Source organism: Halomonas sp. DN3, assembly GCF_024137905.1.
Taxonomy (GTDB): domain Bacteria; phylum Pseudomonadota; class Gammaproteobacteria; order Pseudomonadales; family Halomonadaceae; genus Halomonas; species Halomonas litopenaei.
Genome location: NZ_CP099965.1, coordinates 1,089,777 through 1,106,182, shown reverse-complemented (window position 1 = coordinate 1,106,182; position 16,406 = coordinate 1,089,777). Strand labels below are relative to the sequence as shown.

Annotated in this window: 16 protein-coding genes; 6 read left to right on the top strand and 10 right to left on the bottom strand. The window is 65.8% G+C overall.

Annotated elements, in window-relative coordinates; genetic code table 11:
- Positions 1-116: 116 nt before the first annotated feature.
- The 7 genes from hflX to NKF27_RS04935 form a co-directional block, all read right to left on the bottom strand.
- On the bottom strand, positions 117-1,433 hold the full coding sequence (hflX, locus tag NKF27_RS04965) for a ribosome rescue GTPase HflX (protein WP_045993096.1): 1,317 nt from the start codon (positions 1,431-1,433) through the stop codon (positions 117-119).
- A gap of 18 nt (positions 1,434-1,451) precedes the next feature.
- Entirely contained in the window at positions 1,452-1,697 is a 246-nt protein-coding gene (hfq, locus tag NKF27_RS04960; protein WP_045993095.1) for an RNA chaperone Hfq, read from the bottom strand.
- Between the two features lie 132 nt (positions 1,698-1,829).
- Positions 1,830-2,807 carry a tRNA (adenosine(37)-N6)-dimethylallyltransferase MiaA gene (miaA, locus tag NKF27_RS04955; RefSeq protein ID WP_253555570.1) on the bottom strand — a complete coding sequence of 326 codons (978 nt, stop codon included), beginning with the start codon at positions 2,805-2,807 and terminating at the stop codon, positions 1,830-1,832.
- Positions 2,807-4,909, bottom strand: coding sequence for a DNA mismatch repair endonuclease MutL (gene mutL, locus NKF27_RS04950; RefSeq protein ID WP_253555569.1), 2,103 nt, complete (start codon positions 4,907-4,909; stop codon positions 2,807-2,809). Before mutL ends, miaA begins: the two co-directional genes overlap by 1 nt.
- Positions 4,906-6,366: an N-acetylmuramoyl-L-alanine amidase gene (locus tag NKF27_RS04945; RefSeq protein WP_253555568.1), complete on the bottom strand. Its 1,461-nt coding sequence runs from the start codon at positions 6,364-6,366 to the stop codon at positions 4,906-4,908. Before NKF27_RS04945 ends, mutL begins: the two co-directional genes overlap by 4 nt.
- Positions 6,363-6,869, bottom strand: coding sequence for a tRNA (adenosine(37)-N6)-threonylcarbamoyltransferase complex ATPase subunit type 1 TsaE (gene tsaE, locus NKF27_RS04940; RefSeq protein WP_253555567.1), 507 nt, complete (start codon positions 6,867-6,869; stop codon positions 6,363-6,365). Before tsaE ends, NKF27_RS04945 begins: the two co-directional genes overlap by 4 nt.
- On the bottom strand, positions 6,850-8,400 hold the full coding sequence (locus NKF27_RS04935; RefSeq protein ID WP_253555565.1) for an NAD(P)H-hydrate dehydratase: 1,551 nt from the start codon (positions 8,398-8,400) through the stop codon (positions 6,850-6,852). Before NKF27_RS04935 ends, tsaE begins: the two co-directional genes overlap by 20 nt.
- A 130-nt stretch (positions 8,401-8,530) precedes the next feature.
- On the opposite strand from NKF27_RS04935, the gene queG reads away from it, so the two are divergent.
- Positions 8,531-9,631, top strand: coding sequence for a tRNA epoxyqueuosine(34) reductase QueG (queG, locus tag NKF27_RS04930; RefSeq protein WP_045993091.1), 1,101 nt, complete (start codon positions 8,531-8,533; stop codon positions 9,629-9,631).
- A 79-nt stretch (positions 9,632-9,710) separates the two neighbouring features.
- Here queG and orn read toward each other — a convergent pair whose 3' ends face one another.
- Complete coding sequence (gene orn / locus NKF27_RS04925) at positions 9,711-10,322, bottom strand: oligoribonuclease (protein ID WP_301271178.1); 612 nt, start codon at positions 10,320-10,322, stop codon at positions 9,711-9,713.
- Positions 10,323-10,414: 92 nt separating this feature from the next.
- On the opposite strand from orn, the gene rsgA reads away from it, so the two are divergent.
- From rsgA to NKF27_RS04900, 5 genes are all read left to right on the top strand, one after another.
- Complete coding sequence (rsgA, locus tag NKF27_RS04920; RefSeq protein WP_045993090.1) at positions 10,415-11,446, top strand: small ribosomal subunit biogenesis GTPase RsgA; 1,032 nt, start codon at positions 10,415-10,417, stop codon at positions 11,444-11,446.
- Between the two features lie 90 nt (positions 11,447-11,536).
- Positions 11,537-12,367, top strand: a complete 831-nt coding sequence (locus tag NKF27_RS04915) for a sulfurtransferase (protein ID WP_253555563.1) — start codon at positions 11,537-11,539, stop codon at positions 12,365-12,367.
- 241 nt (positions 12,368-12,608) lie between these two features.
- The gene (gene asd / locus NKF27_RS04910) at positions 12,609-13,508 is read left to right on the top strand and encodes an archaetidylserine decarboxylase (protein WP_253555561.1); all 900 of its coding nucleotides are present in this window, start codon (positions 12,609-12,611) and stop codon (positions 13,506-13,508) included.
- 211 nt (positions 13,509-13,719) lie between these two features.
- The gene (locus NKF27_RS04905; RefSeq protein WP_213227713.1) at positions 13,720-14,031 is read left to right on the top strand and encodes a DUF1778 domain-containing protein; all 312 of its coding nucleotides are present in this window, start codon (positions 13,720-13,722) and stop codon (positions 14,029-14,031) included.
- Positions 14,031-14,570 carry a GNAT family N-acetyltransferase gene (locus tag NKF27_RS04900; protein ID WP_253555560.1) on the top strand — a complete coding sequence of 180 codons (540 nt, stop codon included), beginning with the start codon at positions 14,031-14,033 and terminating at the stop codon, positions 14,568-14,570. Before NKF27_RS04905 ends, NKF27_RS04900 begins: the two co-directional genes overlap by 1 nt.
- A 102-nt stretch (positions 14,571-14,672) precedes the next feature.
- Here the strand turns inward: NKF27_RS04900 and epmA are convergent, their stop codons facing one another.
- Together epmA and efp are read right to left on the bottom strand one after the other, a co-directional pair.
- Positions 14,673-15,644, bottom strand: a complete 972-nt coding sequence (epmA, locus tag NKF27_RS04895) for an EF-P lysine aminoacylase EpmA (RefSeq protein ID WP_253555559.1) — start codon at positions 15,642-15,644, stop codon at positions 14,673-14,675.
- 98 nt (positions 15,645-15,742) lie between these two features.
- A complete protein-coding gene (efp, locus tag NKF27_RS04890) occupies positions 15,743-16,309 on the bottom strand; it encodes an elongation factor P (RefSeq protein WP_253555558.1) in 567 nt (188 codons plus the stop codon).
- Between the last annotated feature and the right edge of the window lie 97 nt (positions 16,310-16,406).

Genomic DNA, 16,406 nt, shown 5'->3' with positions numbered 1-16,406 from the left:
CGACCTTTCCGCTCCGGCGGCGACCGACCTGTCGTCGCTCGCGACATTTCTTCAGTGCTTTCCTTGTGGCGTCACCATCCGGGCGACGCTCTTGCCGACCCGTCAGGCGGGTCGGTTCAGGCTTCCCAGACGTCGCGTTCCTGCAGCGCGACGGGAAGGTAATCGGCGGCACGCTCGCCAAGGCGTGCCATCAACTGATTGAAGTCACGACGCGGCAGACGCACATCCAGCTGCGTCTGGCCGTCCTCGTCGAAGGACTCGTCGCGCACGGCATTCAGCTCATGCAGCGCCGCGCGCAGCTTGCCCTGCTCCGGCGTCAGGGTCAGCGAGAAGTCGATGATGTCTTCCGCCAGCCGCTCGGTCAGGGCCTGGGTCAGCAGGTCCAGCCCCAGCCCCTTCTGCGCCGACAGCCACACCGTCTGCGGTACCCCGTGCTCGTCGCGCTCGATGCGTGGCGAACTGTCGAACAGGTCGATCTTGTTCATCACCTTGAGCGTCGGCACGTCCAGCGCGCCGATCTCGTCGAGCACCGCCTCCACCTGGGTGACGTTGAGCTCGCGATCAGGATCCGCCGAGTCGATCACATGCACCAGCAGGCTGGCCTCGGCGGCCTCCTGCAGGGTGGCACGGAACGCCTCGACCAGCTTGTGCGGCAGGTGGCGGATAAAGCCCACCGTGTCCGCCAGCACCACCGGCCCCACGTCCTCGACCTCAAGACGCCGCAGCGTAGGGTCGAGAGTAGCGAAGAGCTGGTCCGCCGCATAGACCTCAGACGCCGTCAAGCTGTTGAAAAGCGTTGACTTGCCGGCGTTGGTGTAGCCCACCAGCGAGACGCTGGGGATCTCGGCACGCGAGCGGGCGCGGCGATTCTGACTGCGCTGACTACGCACCTTGTCCAGGCGCTTGTGGATCGACTTGATGCGCGCACGCAGCAGGCGGCGGTCGGTCTCGAGCTGGGTTTCACCCGGACCGCGCAGGCCGATACCGCCCTTCTGGCGTTCCAGGTGGGTCCAGCCTCGCACCAGGCGCGTGGACATGTACTCGAGCTGGGCCAGCTCTACCTGCAGCTTGCCCTCGTGAGTCCGCGCCCGCTGGGCGAAGATATCCAGAATCAGGCCCGTACGATCGAGCACACGACACTTCAGCGTCTGCTCGACGTTGCGTTCCTGGGAAGGACTGAGCGCGTGGTTGAAGATCACCAGCTCGGCCTTGTGTACCGCCAGGGCCTCGCCGATTTCCTCGAGCTTGCCCGACCCCACGAAACTCCTGGGGTCGGGTCGTTGCCGCGAGCCGGTCACGAGGGTTGCGGGTTCGGCACCCGCCGACCTCACCAGCTCGTGGAACTCACCGGGATCTTCGCGCTCCTTCTCGTCCTGAAAGTCGATATGGACGAGTACCGCCGTTTCACCGGCGTCGGGACGTTCAAAAAACAATCAATACCTCACGAAATATCAGCTCTCCGGCTGCGCAGCGGGATCCTGGGCCGGCAGACGCACATTGCGTGACGGCACCACCGTGGAGATGGCGTGCTTATAGACCATCTGGCTGACGGTGTTGCGCAGCAGGATGACAAATTGGTCAAAGGATTCGATCTGGCCCTGCAGCTTGATGCCGTTGACCAGGAAAATCGATACCGGAATGCGCTCCTTGCGCAGAATGTTCAGGTACGGGTCTTGAAGGGACTGCCCTTTGGACATGTTGCTCTCCCTGAAGTGTCTTAGGGTTTTAGGTTATGGTGCCGCCCGCCGAGGTCTTCAAGATGGCGGGCGACAGGTATTCGGTTGTTCGGCGGGACCCTGCAAGTGGTCACACGAACTCGTTATCTTACGCTAAGTCCCCGCTTCGCGCACGAGTTTCACGAGGCGCTCGGCGGGGTCGGCCGCCAACGGGTCCACCCAGGTCAGCGCAGGCCAGCTACGCATCCAGGTCAGCTGCCGCTTGGCCAGTTGACGCGTCGCCACCACGCCACGATGAATGAACGTCTCACGATCAAACTCGCCATCCAGGTACTGCCATGCCTGACGATAGCCCACGCTCTTCATCGATGGCAGCGACAGCGTCAAATCGCCACGCGCCTTGAGCGCCGCTACTTCATCGAGAAATCCGCCGTCCAGCATGGCGTTGAAGCGCCTGGCGATTCTCTCGTGCAGCACGGAGCGCTCGGCGGGAGCGAGCCCTATGGACAGCAGACGAAAGGGAAAGGTTTCACGACGCTGCTCATTCCACAGCTCGCTCATCGGCCGCCCGGACAGCTCGAACACTTCCAGCGCCCGCATCAGGCGCTGAGGATCATTGGGGTGAATGCGCGCGGCCGACTCGGGATCGACCTCGGCCAGGCGGCGATGCAGCGCCTCGAGGCCGTCCTGCTCGGCCTGCCGGGACAGGCGTTCACGCACGGCGCTGTCCGCCGAGGGCAGGTTGGCGACCCCCTCGACCAGGCGCTTGTAGTACATCATGGTGCCACCGACCAGCAGCGGCAGCCGGCCACTGGCGGCGATATCGTGCATCTCGGCCAGGGCATCGTCGCGAAACTCCGCCGCCGAGTAGGCCTGGGCCGGATCACGGATATCGATCAGTCGATGGGGCGCCCGGGCGAGTTCCTCGGCCGAGGGCTTGGCCGAGCCGATGTCCATGCCGCGATAGATCATCGCCGAATCGACGCTGATGATCTCGCCACCCAGGCGCTCGCGGATCTCGATGGCAAGATCGGTCTTGCCCGCCGCCGTGGGGCCCATCAGCAGCAGCGCCAGCGGTCGGTCGTCCTGCGCGGGCGGCGTGGCCGCGGCCGGAGCGTCTGTCGGCGCCATCATTGCCCTCGCAGAAACAGCCGGTCCAGATCCTTGAGGCTCATCTGGGTCCAGGTGGGGCGGCCGTGGTTGCATTGACCGCTGCGCTCGGTGCGCTCCATGTCACGCAGCAGCGCGTTCATCTCGGCAATGGTCAACTGGCGATTGGCGCGTACGCTGCCGTGGCAGGCCATGGTCGACAGCAGCTCGTTGATGTAGGCCTCGATGCGATCGGAGCGACCGTAGCGCTCCAGGTCCGAGAGCATCTCGCGCACCAACGGTTCCACGTCGGCATCGGCCAGCAGCGCCGGCACCTGGCGCACCAGCAGGGTCTCTGGACCGGCGGCATCGAGTTCGACACCAAGCCGGGTGAAGGCATCGCGCTCGCGCTCGGCGGTCTCGACCTCGGCGGCGCTGACCGCCAGCGACACCGGTACCAGCAGCGGCTGGGCATCCAGCGCGCCACCGTGGACCTGGGTCTTCATGCGCTCGTAGACGATCCGTTCGTGGGCCGCGTGCATGTCCACCAGCACCAGTCCCTGGGCGCTCTGGGCCAGAATGTAGATGCCGTGCAACTGGGCGATGGCGTAGCCCAGCGGCGGCGCCTGGGTGGCGTCGTCTTCCGGCATCACCTCTGGCGTCGATGAGGTGAGCGATGCACCGCCGGCCCCAGCAGGGGGCTCGCTAGCCGCGCCAGCGGCGCCGGGCCAGGTTCTCGGCGTGGGGCTATGGCGCTCGGCCTGGGCCGTGCCGGCGGCCAGACCGCCGGCGCCTGGGCCTCCTGGCTGCGGCGTCAGCAGGCTGTCTTCGTGATCCGGGTGCAGCTTGCGGTAACCGTCCATGAAGGCGCGCACCCGGTCCGGGGTGACACCGCCCTCGCCCTCGTCGCGGCGCGGGTGCAGCGCCATCGGCTGCTGCTGCCAGGAAGGCTGTTGTCGGGACGGGTGTTGGCCGGGATTCCCGCCCTGGGGGGCCGGCTCGCGGATCTCGCCGGTCTCGGGGTCGACGTCGAGGCCATCACTCTGGATGCTCGCCTGCTGCTGCGAAGACTGACCATCCTGATGCCCTGCGCGGGCCTCGCCCAGCGCCCGGTGCAGGCTCGAGAACAGGAAGTCGTGGACCATGCGCCCGTCGCGAAAGCGCACCTCGTGCTTGGTCGGGTGGACATTGACGTCCACCACGGTGGGGTCCACGTCCAGATAGAGCACGAATACCGGGTGGCGACCATTGAACAGCACATCGCGGTAGGCCTGGCGGATGGCGTGGGCCACCAGCCGGTCGCGCACCACCCTGCCATTGACGAAGAAGTACTGCTGGTCGGCCTGGGCGCGGGAGTGGGTCGGTAGTCCCACCCAGCCCCACAGGCGCAGGCTGCCGGTGGCGATGTCCAGGGTCAGGGCATTGTCCAGGAAGTTCTTGCCCAGCAGCGAAGCGAGACGTCGCTCCACCGCGTGGTCATCCCGTGCCACCGGCAACTGGTGGATGGTCTTCTGGTTGTGGCGAAGGGTCCAGCCGATGTCGAAGCGCGACAGCGCCTGGCGCCGAAAGGCCTCCTCGACATGGTTGAACTCGGTCTTTTCGGTACGCAGGAACTTGCGCCGGGCCGGAGTGTTGAAAAACAGATCACGCACCGCCACCGAGGTACCACGCGGATGGGGTGCCGGCGTGACGCGGGGCTCCATGCGCCGCCCTTCGGCCACCACCCGCCAGCCGCCCTGAGGGTCCTGCTCGACGTTGGAGGTCAGTTCCAGTCGCGACACCGAGCTGATCGAGGCCAGCGCCTCGCCGCGAAAGCCGAGGCTGGCGACGCCCTCGAGCTCCTCCAGCGACAGGATCTTGCTGGTGGCGTGTCGTGACAGCGCCAGCGGCAGGTCCTCCTCGCCAATACCGGAGCCATCGTCACGGATCCGGATCAACCGGGCACCGCCGGACTCGATGTCCACCTCGATGCGGGTGCTGCCGGCGTCGATGGCGTTCTCGATCAGCTCCTTGACCACCGAGGCCGGGCGCTCCACCACCTCGCCGGCGGCGATCTGGTTGGCCAGCCGGGGGTCGAGAATCTTGATCGAGCGGCGCTGTGACACCTGAACGCCAGGCTCGCTCTGACACGGGATATCACTCATGAACTGGGAATCCTCAACACCTGGCCGACGCGAATGACGTCCCCGGACAGCTCGTTGACCTGCTTGAGCGCGCTGAGCGCCACGCCGTGACGCGAGGCGATGGCGGACAGGGTGTCGCCTGGCTGGATGCGATACTCGTTGGTAGCGGTGGACCGCCCCTGATCGCGCTGCCAGGCCAGCAGGCTTGCCGGTGGCGGGTTGCGCTCGAAGTGCGAGCGGATGCCGCCGAACACGGCGCTCATCATCCGCTGCTGGTAGCCGCCGTCCTTGAGTCGTCGCTCTTCCTCGGGGTTGGAGATAAAGCCCGTCTCCACCAGCAGGGATGGAATGTCCGGGGACTTCAACACCACGAAGCCGGCCTGCTCGACCCTGGGCTTGTGCAGGTCGTTGATGCGCCCGATGCGACTGAGCACCTCGTCGCCGATGGTCAGGGAGTCATTGAGGGTCGCGGTCATGGTCAGGTCCAGCAGCACGCCCCTGAGCACCTGATCCTTGTCATCCAGCGACAGGTTGCCGTCGACCCCGCCGATCAGGTCCGAGCGGTTCTCGCTGGCCGCCAGCCACTTGGCGGTCTCCGAGGTGGCTCCGCTCTGGGACAGCGCGAACACCGAGCTGCCGTGGGGACGCGGACTGTTGAAGGCGTCGGCGTGAATGGAGACGAAGAAGTCGGCCTTCTGCTCGCGGGCGATCAGGGTGCGCTGACGCAGCCCGACGTAGTAGTCGCCGTCGCGGATCAGCACCGCCTTGAAGCCGGGGGAGTCGTTGATCATGCGCGCCAGGCGATCGGCCATCTGCAGCACCACGTCCTTCTCGCGGGTACCGCTCGGGCCCAGCGCGCCGGGGTCCTCGCCACCGTGCCCGGCATCCACGGCGATGATGATGTCGCGCTTGGGATGGGGCTGAGCGGTGTCGATCACCGGTGCTGCCTCCACCGGGTCACGGCCCTCGGCCACCGCCACGGTCTTGGCCCGCTCGGCGGCGATCTCCTGCTCACGGATCATCGACTCGATGGGATCGATGGGGTCTTCCACCGCGCTCTCGCCGGGGTACTCCAGATCCACCACCAGACGATCGCCGTACTGGTCGTTGGGCGCCAACGAGAAGTGACGCGGCTCGATGGCGCGGCTGAGCTCGAGCACCACGCGCAGATCGCCGCCATCGCGCACGCCTGTGCGCACCGAGCTGATGGCGCTGTTGGACAGGTCCATGCTGGCAGGATCGGCGGCCAGGCTGGTGCCACTGAGATCGATGACCAACCGGCGCGGGTTGTCGAGCTCGAACACGTTGGCGGTGGCCGGCGCCGACAGGTCGAACACCAGCCGCGAGTGATCCGGCGCGGCCCACAGGCGCATGTTGTCCACGCTGGCGGCCTGGGCAAGGCTCGAAAGCGTAAGGCCCAGTGTGGCCACCAAAGCCAATAGACCAGCACCCATACGGGCCGGAAGGCGACGCCTCATGCCTTGCCTCCCGCCAGTCGTTGATCGCGGGAGACTTCGTCTTTCAGGCGCGTCAGCAGTGCTTCACCCAGGGTCGTGGCGGCGCTGATGTGCGCCTCGCGCCCTTCTGTCTCGGCGTGGCTTAGCGCCAACTCGAGATCCGGCGGCGTCAGCCAGCCCTCGCCGCGCTCGGCCCACTCCACCAGGCACAGATGCCCCTCGGCGAGCAGATCGCGCCCACCGATGAACTCGAGCTCCTCGGGATCGCCCAGGCGGTAGAGGTCAAAGTGGTGCAGCGTGACCGGCTCCCCGTCCAGCGAAAGCTCGTAGGGCTCCACCAGGGTATAGGTAGGACTCTTCACCGCACCTTGATGGCCGTAGGCGCGCAACACACCGCGAGCCAGGGTGGTCTTGCCGGCCCCCAGCTCTCCCGACAGGTGGACGCGTCCTCGTCCTTGCAAGGCCCGTCCCAGGCACTCCCCCAGTGCGACCTGGCGGTCTTCATCATCGAGTCGCAGCTGCATCTTCCTCGCCCATCGTCGGATTGACCAATTTTCGTGCACAGGATGCCAGATCGCTGGCCAACAGACCACGCTCACCGCCCTCTCTCGCCGCCATGTCACCGGCCAGGGCATGCACCAGCACGCCCAGCCGCGCGGTGCGTTCCAGTGACCAGCCCGGGGCCTGGCCCTGGGCCATCAAGCCCGCCAGCACACCGGTCAGGGTATCGCCCATGCCGCCGCTGGCCATGCCCGGGTTGCCGAAAGGACACAGCGCCAGGCCCTCTGGACCCGCGATCAACGTTCCGGCCCCCTTGAGCACGACCACCCCGCCCCAGCGTTGCTGCAGGGCGCGCGCGGCACCGGGGCGGTCCGCCTCGACCTCGGCCACGCTGGTCTCGAGCAGGCGTGCCGCTTCTCCCGGATGGGGGGTCAGGATCCAGTCGTCACGCCGCTGATCGGCAAAGCGGCTGACCAACAGGTTGAGGGCATCGGCGTCCAGCACCAGCGGAATCGAGCGCTTCAGCGCGGTCTGCAGCACCGATTGGCCCCAGCTCCCCTGGCCAAGCCCTGGCCCCACGGCGAGCACACTCAGGCGATCGAGCAGCTCATCGAGTTCGCTGGCATGGGTCACCCCACGCGCCATGACCTCGGGGCAGCGCACCAGACTGGCGCCGACGTGTTCCGGCGCGGTGGCCAGCAGCACTCGGCCAGCACCCACCCTGGCGCAGGCCTCTGCCGCCAGCAGCGCCGCCCCGCCGAATCCGGGTGCGCCACCGAAGATGCCGGCGAATCCGGCGGCGCCCTTGTGCATGTCGCGCTCACGCGGAGGCAACGCCAGGTTCACCAGGCTCGACTGCAGGCGCCAGGCGGTGGGCGTGATATCGTCATGGGCCAGGGCGTCCACCCCCAGTGATTCCACCACCACCTCGCCGGCCAGGGCGGCACCACGCCCGGTGTGCAGTCCCAGCTTGTCGGCGATAAAGGTCACCGTCATCACCGCCCTGACCGCCATGCTGGGCTCGGCGCCGCCGTCGGCGGTGATGCCCGAGGGAATATCCACCGCCAGCACCGGACACCGGCTTTCATTGATGGCGGCGATGGCCGCGGCGTAGGTCGGACGCAGGTCGCCGGCAAAGCCGGTACCGAGCATGGCATCGACCACCACGTCCCCTTCCACGCGCAATCCTTCTCGCCATTCGATAAAGCCGACACCGGCGTCGTCGGCCATCTCGGCCGCGCGCAAGGCGTCACCCTTCAGGCGTTCACGCGGGGTCAGGGAAATCCGCTGCACCTGGCGCCCTTCGGTCGCGGCCAGCGCTGCCAGCACATGGCCGTCGCCGCCGTTGTTGCCGCCACCGCAGAACACCGTCAGCGACTTGGTCGCCGGCCAGCGCGCCTTCAGCCAGCGCCAGGCGACGCCGGAGGCCCGGTGCATCAGGGCGAAGCCGTCGCTCTCGCCGGCGATCGCCCGTCGGTCCAGCTCGCGCACCTGCTCGGCGGTGTACAACGGAGTCTGTCCTGGCTCAATCACGCCGCCGTCCAAGATGTCCATGCGGTTCTCCCTTCGATCGTGATGGTCTACCATGGCGGTCACTTCCTTCCCTATGAAGTCTAAGCCCTTCTCCTCTCGCGCCAAGCGCAGAGCCGGGCTGTCTTGCCATTTGCCGGGTATGTCCTCATTTATGTCTGCATCGTCCCCGTCCACCGACGTCGACTTCAACGACCTGGCGGCGCGCATCCGCACCTGGGGGCGGGAGCTCGGCTTCCAGCAGGTCGGCATCACTGACGTCGACTTGAGCGACGATGAGGCCCATCTCGAGCGCTGGCTGGAGGCAGGTTTCCACGGCGAGATGGGCTTCATGGCCAAGCACGGCACCAAACGCACCCGTCCGGCCGAGCTCGAACCCGGCACCATCAGGGTCATCAGTGTGCGCCTGGACTATCTGCCGCCGGAGGTGGAGACCACCAAGGTGCTGGGACAGCCCAGCCGCGCCTATGTGTCACGCTATGCCACCGGGCGTGACTACCACAAGCTGATGCGCAAGCGGCTACAGCGCCTGGCAAAGACCATCGAGGCGGAAGTCGGGGACTTCGGCTACCGCGCCTTCGTCGACTCGGCCCCGGTGATGGAGCGCGGCCTGGCGCGCAAGGCCGGTATCGGCTGGTTCGGCAAGAACGCCATGCTGCTCAACCCCAGAGCCGGCTCGATGTTCTTTCTCGGTGAGCTTTACACCGACCTGCCGCTGCCGGTGGACGAGCCATTCGAGCAGGAACACTGTGGCAGCTGCAGCGCCTGCCGCACCGCCTGCCCCACCGGCGCCATCGTCGAGGACAAGGTGGTCGACGCCCGCGCCTGCATTTCCTACCTGACCATCGAGCTGTTCGGCGCCATTCCCGAGCGCTATCGCGAGGCCATGGGCAATCGGGTGTTCGGCTGCGACGATTGCCAGTTGGTGTGCCCCTTCACCCGCTTCACACGGGCAAGCAGCGAACCTGACTTCGCGCCGCGCCACGATCTCGACCGGGTAGAGCTGCTGACCCTGTTCGGCTGGAGCGAGGAGGAGTTTCTCGAGCGCACCGCCGGCAGCCCGATTCGGCGTATCGGCTACGAACGCTGGCTGCGCAACCTGGCGGTGGGGCTCGGTAACGCCCCCTGGAGCGCCGCCATCGAACGCGCCCTGCTCACCCGCCTGGCCTATCCCTCCGAGTTGGTGCGTGAGCACGTACGCTGGGCGCTCGCCCGCCAGCGCCAGCGGCGCGCCGAGCTGATCACCTCTGCTTGAGCGTGTCGAGCCGAGCGCCTCAAGCTGAGCGCCTCGAGCTGAACGCGCCCCTCGCCTCGAACCCGGCGTCAACTGCTGACTATTCCCCAGCCTTGAGGAACGTCTTGCGATAGTGCGCGAGTTCGGCGATGGATTCCTTGATGTCGTCCATGGCCAGGTGCACGTTGCGCTTGGAAAAGCCCTCCAGCGCCTGGGGGTTCCAGCGCTTGGCCAGCTCCTTCAAGGTCGAGACGTCGAGATTGCGGTAGTGGAAAAATGCCCACAGCTCGGGCATCTCGCGCTCCAGAAAGCGCCGGTCCTGGTGGATCGAGTTGCCGCACATCGGCGACGTTCCCGGGGCCACGTGGGCTGAGAGAAACTCGAGCGTCCTGCGCTCGGCCTCGCGGGTATCGATCTGGCTCTTGCGCACCCGCTCGACCAGCCCGGAATTGCCGTGGGTACGGGTATTCCACTCATCCATGCCGGACAACAGTGCGTCGCTCTGGTGAACCGCGATCACCGGCCCCTCGGCGATGACATTGAGCTCGCCGTCGGTGACCAGGGTGGCCACCTCGATGATGCGTTCACGCTCCGGGTCGAGCCCGGTCATCTCCAGGTCGATCCAGATCAGGGCGTCGTTTCGCGGGCCGGTCTTGGCATCGTCAGGACGCGGGTTGAGGGTATCGTCGGGGCTGGCGCAGGCATCGGACATCGTCGCTTCCTTGATCAGGCGGTGGCCCTTGTCGGGACAGGGGCCGTGCGTGTAGGTACAATGCCGACCATTGTACCGACCATCGGGTGCTCATGAGCAAACGCAAGTTGAGCCGCCAGCAGCGCTGGCGCATCGAGAAGATCCAGGCCGAACGCGCCGAGCGCGCCGCCAGAAAGGCCGGCCAGGACGACGAGAAGCTTGCCGCCGGCGAATACGGCGCCGAGCGCGACGGCCGAGTGATCGCTCACTTCGGACGGACCCTGGACGTCGCCAGCCGTGCCGGCGAGACGCCCACCCGCTGCCATCTGCGCGCCAACCTCGAGGGCCTGGTCACCGGAGACCGCGTCATCTGGCGGGCCGGCGAGGACGGCAGCGGCGTGGTGGTGGCCCGAGGCGAGCGCGACAATGTGCTCGAACGCCCGGATATGCGTGGGCTACTCAAGCCCGTGGCGGCCAACATCGACCAGATCCTGATTGTCTTCGCGGTGGAGCCGGAGCCCCACGCTGGCCTGATCGATCGCTACCTGGTGGCGGCCGAGGCCACCGGCATCACCCCGGTGCTGGTGCTCAACAAGACCGACCTGCTGCCCGACGAGGGCGGCGAACTGCGCGGGCTGCTCGATCGCTACCGCGGCATCGGCTACCAGGTGGTGGCCACCTCCACCGAGGTCGACGGCGGACTCGACGCCCTCTACGCCCAGCTCGCCGACCGCACCTCGGTATTCGTCGGCCAGAGCGGGGTCGGCAAGTCCTCACTGATCGACCGCCTGCTGCCCGACGAACAGTTGCGCATCGGCGCGCTGTCGGAGGACTCGCGCAAGGGTCGCCACACCACCACCACCGCCCAGCTCTACCACCTGCCCGCACCGGACGAGAGCCTGGCCTCGGGCGAGCTGATCGACTCCCCCGGCATCCGCGAGTTTGGCCTTACTCACCTGACAGAGCGCGAGGTCACCGAGGGCTTTATCGAATTCGCCCCTTACCTCGGCCTGTGTCGCTTCCGCGACTGCCGCCACCGGCAGGAGCCGGGCTGCGCCATTCGCGACGCCATCGACGAGGGGGCGATTCACCCCGAACGCTTTGCCAGTTATCGTCGTATCGTCGATAGTCTGGATAGCCAATAGGGAAACGCCAGTAGCGTCCCCTCGCGAAGTGCCAGGCGCCAGACACAGCGCCCGCCCCTTTCATCCGTGTGGATCCGCCAGGAGAGAACCATGAGCTCAGAAGACAATCTGTTGCCCTTGATCGCCGAGCCCGAGGAACTCGCCGGCGTGCTGGATCACGAGGACATCCTGGTGATCGACGTGCCGCTGAAGGCGGAAAGCTACGCCGAGGGCCATGTGCCCGGCGCGATCTTTCTCGACCATCGTCGTCTGCTGAAAGGTTCCGGCGACGTCCCCAACGACGTCCCCGATGAAGAGGCCCTGTCACAACTGTTCTCGTCGCTGGGCCTGACCCGGGACACCCACGTGGTCGCCTACGATGATGAAGGCGGCGGCTGGGCCGGGCGCCTGCTGTGGACGCTGGAGCTGATTGGCCACAAGCGCTATTCCTACCTGAATGGCGGCATTCACGCCTGGCGTGACGAGGGTCTGCCCCAGTCCACCGAAGACCATGCGCCGGAGCCGTCGGACTACCAGGCCGAGGTCCTCAATCCCGAGGTCGCGATCGACCGACTCGAGCTTGAAGAGCGCCTGGGCAGCGACAACTTCGCCATCTGGGATGCCCGCTCCGTCGACGAGTTCGATGGCAACAAGGGCCAGAACCGGCACCTCGGCCACCTGCCCGGAGCGGTCAACATGGAGTGGACCGACGCCATGGACCGTGAACGCTCACTTCGCCTGCGCGATTACGCCGAGCTGATCACCGAGCTGGGCGCCATGGGTATCACCCCGGATATGGAAGTGGTCACTCACTGCCAGACCCATCATCGCAGCGGCTTCACCTGGCTGGTAGGCAAGGCACTGGGGTTCGAACGCATGCGTGCCTACCCGGGCTCGTGGAAGGAGTGGGGCAATCGCGACGATACCCCCATCGAACACTGACGCCCTTGTTCCTCTGCCCATCTAGGGCTTGTCTGAAAAGTGTCTGCGCTCGGTAATGCGGCGTTAAAAATCGGATCAAAATGCTCATTTACACCACGTAAACTGCGCTTTCTCACCGATTTTTGCCTTGTCTAACCTTCGCTCGTCGACTTTTCGGACTGAGCCTAGGGCACTTGATTGCACCAGCGGCGCGGCCGTGAGGCCGCGTGCGCGTCATTGACCACCCGGAGATCGTCCCTTCGTGACCCTCGCCAAGCTGTTTTCCCTGATCCAGTACCCCATCCCCCACCACCTGCTGTCGCGCCTGGTCGGCCTGCTTGCCGACTGCCGTATCGGCTGGCTCAAGAACCTGTTGATCCGCGCCTTCATCAAGCGCTTCAAGGTCGACATGAGCCAAGCGGTGGAATCGGACCCCAGGGTCTACCCGAGCTTCAACGCCTTCTTCACCCGGGCGCTGGCGGCCGGCGCCCGCCCGCTGGAAGACGGCCTGTTGTGCCCTGCCGACGGCACCCTGTCCCAATGGGGCGCCATCGACCATGGCCGGCTGGTCCAGGCCAAGGGCCATCGCTTCAGCATGACCGAGCTGCTCGGTGGCGACCCCAGGGCGGCCACCCGCTACCAGAGCGGCAGCTTCGCCACCGTCTACCTGTCGCCCAAGGACTACCACCGGGTGCATATGCCGCTTGCCGGCACCCTGACCGAGATGGTCTACGTGCCCGGGCGCCTGTTCTCGGTCAACGACGCCACCACCCGCCACGTCCCGGGCCTGTTCGCCCGCAACGAGCGGCTGGTATGCCACTTCGAGACCGAGCACGGTCCCATGGTGCTGGTGCTGGTGGGTGCGATGATCGTCGCCGCCATTGAAACGGTGTGGGCCGGCCAGGTGACACCGCAGTCCGGCCGGGTCGAGCGTGTCCGCTTCGATCGTCCGATTCACCTCGCCAAGGGCGCCGAGATGGGCCGCTTCAAGCTCGGCTCCACCGTGGTCATGGCCTTCGCCGAAAAGGTCGACTTCGATGCCTTGAGCGGCAAGGCCGGCAGCCCCGTCGCGGTGAGCATGGGCCAACGCCTGGGCGGCGAGCCGGGAACCAGCGCAACACCGGCGACGGCAGACGGCGAAGCGACCGCCAGCGCGGACTGAAGCGCCAAGGCGTGTCGGCAACGCCTGTGGCATGACAACACTTTTGAAAGGGGCGGCGGTGGCCGCCCCTTTCGCGTCTGTCCCCAGCCCCCACAGAGCCGACTGAACGAATACAGCAAGACACCGAGGGGAAAGAAAGCAAGCTCTGGAGATGTACGCCGGCAGGGCGTACAGTGTGATTTGAAGATCACACGCACTGGAGGTCAACACCTTGGCCAGCCAATCTTCCGACGCCAGTACAGAAGCACGTCAGCGCAACACTGAACGTTTTGGCTTCCGTACAACACCGCGTATCAAGCAAGCCATCGAGCAGGCGGCCGCGCTGAGTGGCCAGGACATGTCCACGTTCGCGTTGTCCGCGGCGTATGAGCGGGCAATGGAGACCATCCGGGCGCATGAAGTGACACGGCTCATGCCTGAAGATCATGAGGCCTTCCTTGAGGCCATCGAGAACCCTCCGGCTCCGACCGAGAAGCTACGTGACGCCTTCACCCACCATCGGCAGACGGTGGCGAAGCGCTGATGTCGACCACCGTCGTCATCGAGCCGCTCGACAAGTCTCGACACCATCGAGCGGCTTTTTGGTCAGGGGTGGATCAAGTCGACAACTTTCTGCAGCGCACCGCCAGCAGGCTGATGGATGGTGGCACGATTCGCGTCTTCGTGATGACAGACCCAACTCGGGATCCCTCGAAGATCCTGGGTTTCTATTCGCTCAACGCCCATAGCGTGGACTGTAGCGACCTGCCCAACCGCTACAAGCGCATGGCGAATGCGGATGGCAGTATCTCTGCCGCCTTCATCGGCATGATCGGCGTCGATCAACAGTTCCAGGGGCAGGGAATCGGTAGACGCCTGCTGGTCGATGCATTGAATCGAGCCTTTGCAGCATCACTGAGAATAGGCACGGCCGTTGTGCTGCTCGATATTCTGGACTGCGGAGACTCGCAGGCGGTGGAAAGAAGGCTGCGTCTATACACAGGCTTTGGTTTTCAGTCTCTGCCATCGAATCCGTTACGCATGTTCCTGCCGATGGCCACTGTCGCGAAGCTCCAAGGCTGAACCGCCACAGACCTTCTACCTCCCTGTCCAGCGACCCCTTCTAGCTGACGATCAAAAGATCTGGGCACCTGGAATGACTACCCCACGAGGTGCCCAACCCCCTCAACAGCGCGGTGTGGGAAAGGCGATCACCTCTTCAAGACGCGACTTGCCCAGCGCCAGCTGGATCAACCGGTCGAGTCCCAGGGCGACCCCGCTGCCCTCGGGCATGCCGGCGCCCAGCGCCGCCAGCAGGCGCTCGTCGACGTCGACCTCGGCAAGGCCTTCCTCACGCCTGGCGCGATTGTCACCGGCGAAGCGTGCGCGCTGTTCGTCCACATCGGTCAGCTCGTCGTAGCCGTTGGCAAGCTCGAGCCCATTTAGATAGACCTCGAAGCGCGAGGCCACCCAGGCGCCGTCGCGGGGGTCCTGGTGACGCCTGGCCAGCGCCGCCTGGCTGGCCGGGTAGTCCAGCACCACGTCGATGCCGTCGCGGCCAAGCTCGGGCTCGATGGCGAGGCTCATCAGCAGGTCGAGACACTCATCGCGCGGTGCCTCGGCCATGTCGAGGCCACCGCGTTCACCGGCAATACGGCGAAGCGATGCGATTTCCACCTCAAAAGGATCGATATCCAGCACCTCGCCAAACAGCTCGCGATAGCGACGCTTTCGCGTCGGGCCAGGATCGAACGGCAGCACCTCGCGGATCAGCGCCTGGGTTTCTTCGATCAAAGCATCGAGACTCCACCCCGGGCGATACCACTCCAGCATGCTGAACTCGATATTGTGGCGGCGTCCCACCTCGCCGTCGCGAAAGCTGCGGGCGATCTGGAAGATCGGCCCACTGCCGGCCGCCAGCAGGCGCTTCATGTGAAATTCCGGCGACGTCTGCAACCACAGGGTCTCGCTGCCCGCCGGGGTGACCGCTCGACAGGACAGCGACGCCAGGTGCACGTCGGTGCTGCCACCGTGACCGAGACAGGGGGTCTCCACCTCGAGCACGCCGCGCTCGACAAAGAAACCGCGCACCCGCTGCATCAGCACGGCGCGGCGGCGCAGGGTGTCCAGCGAGGCCGTGGGTTGCCAGTCTGTCATCGTTCGTTCCTTACCACTTGCCCAAACGACAAAGGCCACGCGATCGCGTGGCCTTTGTCCGTATCTCGATCTGCCAATCCGGGGATATCGCCCTCGCCTCAGGCGCGGGAGACGTAATCACCGCTACGGGTGTCGATCTTGAGCACTTCGCCCTGGTTGATGAACAGGGGAACGCGCACCACCGCACCGGAAGACAGGGTCGCCGGCTTGGAGCCGCCCTGGGCGGTGTCGCCCTTGAGGCCCGGGTCGGTCTCGACCACTTCCAGCTCGATGAAGTTGGGCGGGGAGACCGAGATGGCGTTGTCGTTCCACAGGGTCACGGTGTACACCACCTGCTCCTTGAGCCACTTGTCGCTGTCGCCCAGGGCTTTCTTCTCGACGGCGTACTGCTCGAAGGAACCGTCGGTCTTCATGAAGTACCACATGTCACCGTCGGTGTAGAGGTACTCCATGTCCAGATCCATGACGTCGGCGCTTTCCAGCGACTCGCCGGACTTGAAGGTACGCTCCCATACGCGGCCGGTCATCAGGTTGCGCAGCTTCACGCGGTTGAAGGCCTGGCCCTTGCCGGGCTTGACGAATTCGTTCTCGACGATGGCACAGGGGTCACCGTCGAGCATCACCTTCAGACCGCCCTTGAATTCGTTGGTAGAATAGTTCGCCATGAGATCTCGTTCCTTTCGGTGCCCGGCCCGGCCATCGGCTCAGAGCGGCACTCAACTGACATTTTGCGAGGACAAGCCCCTCGCACGCATCGATGGA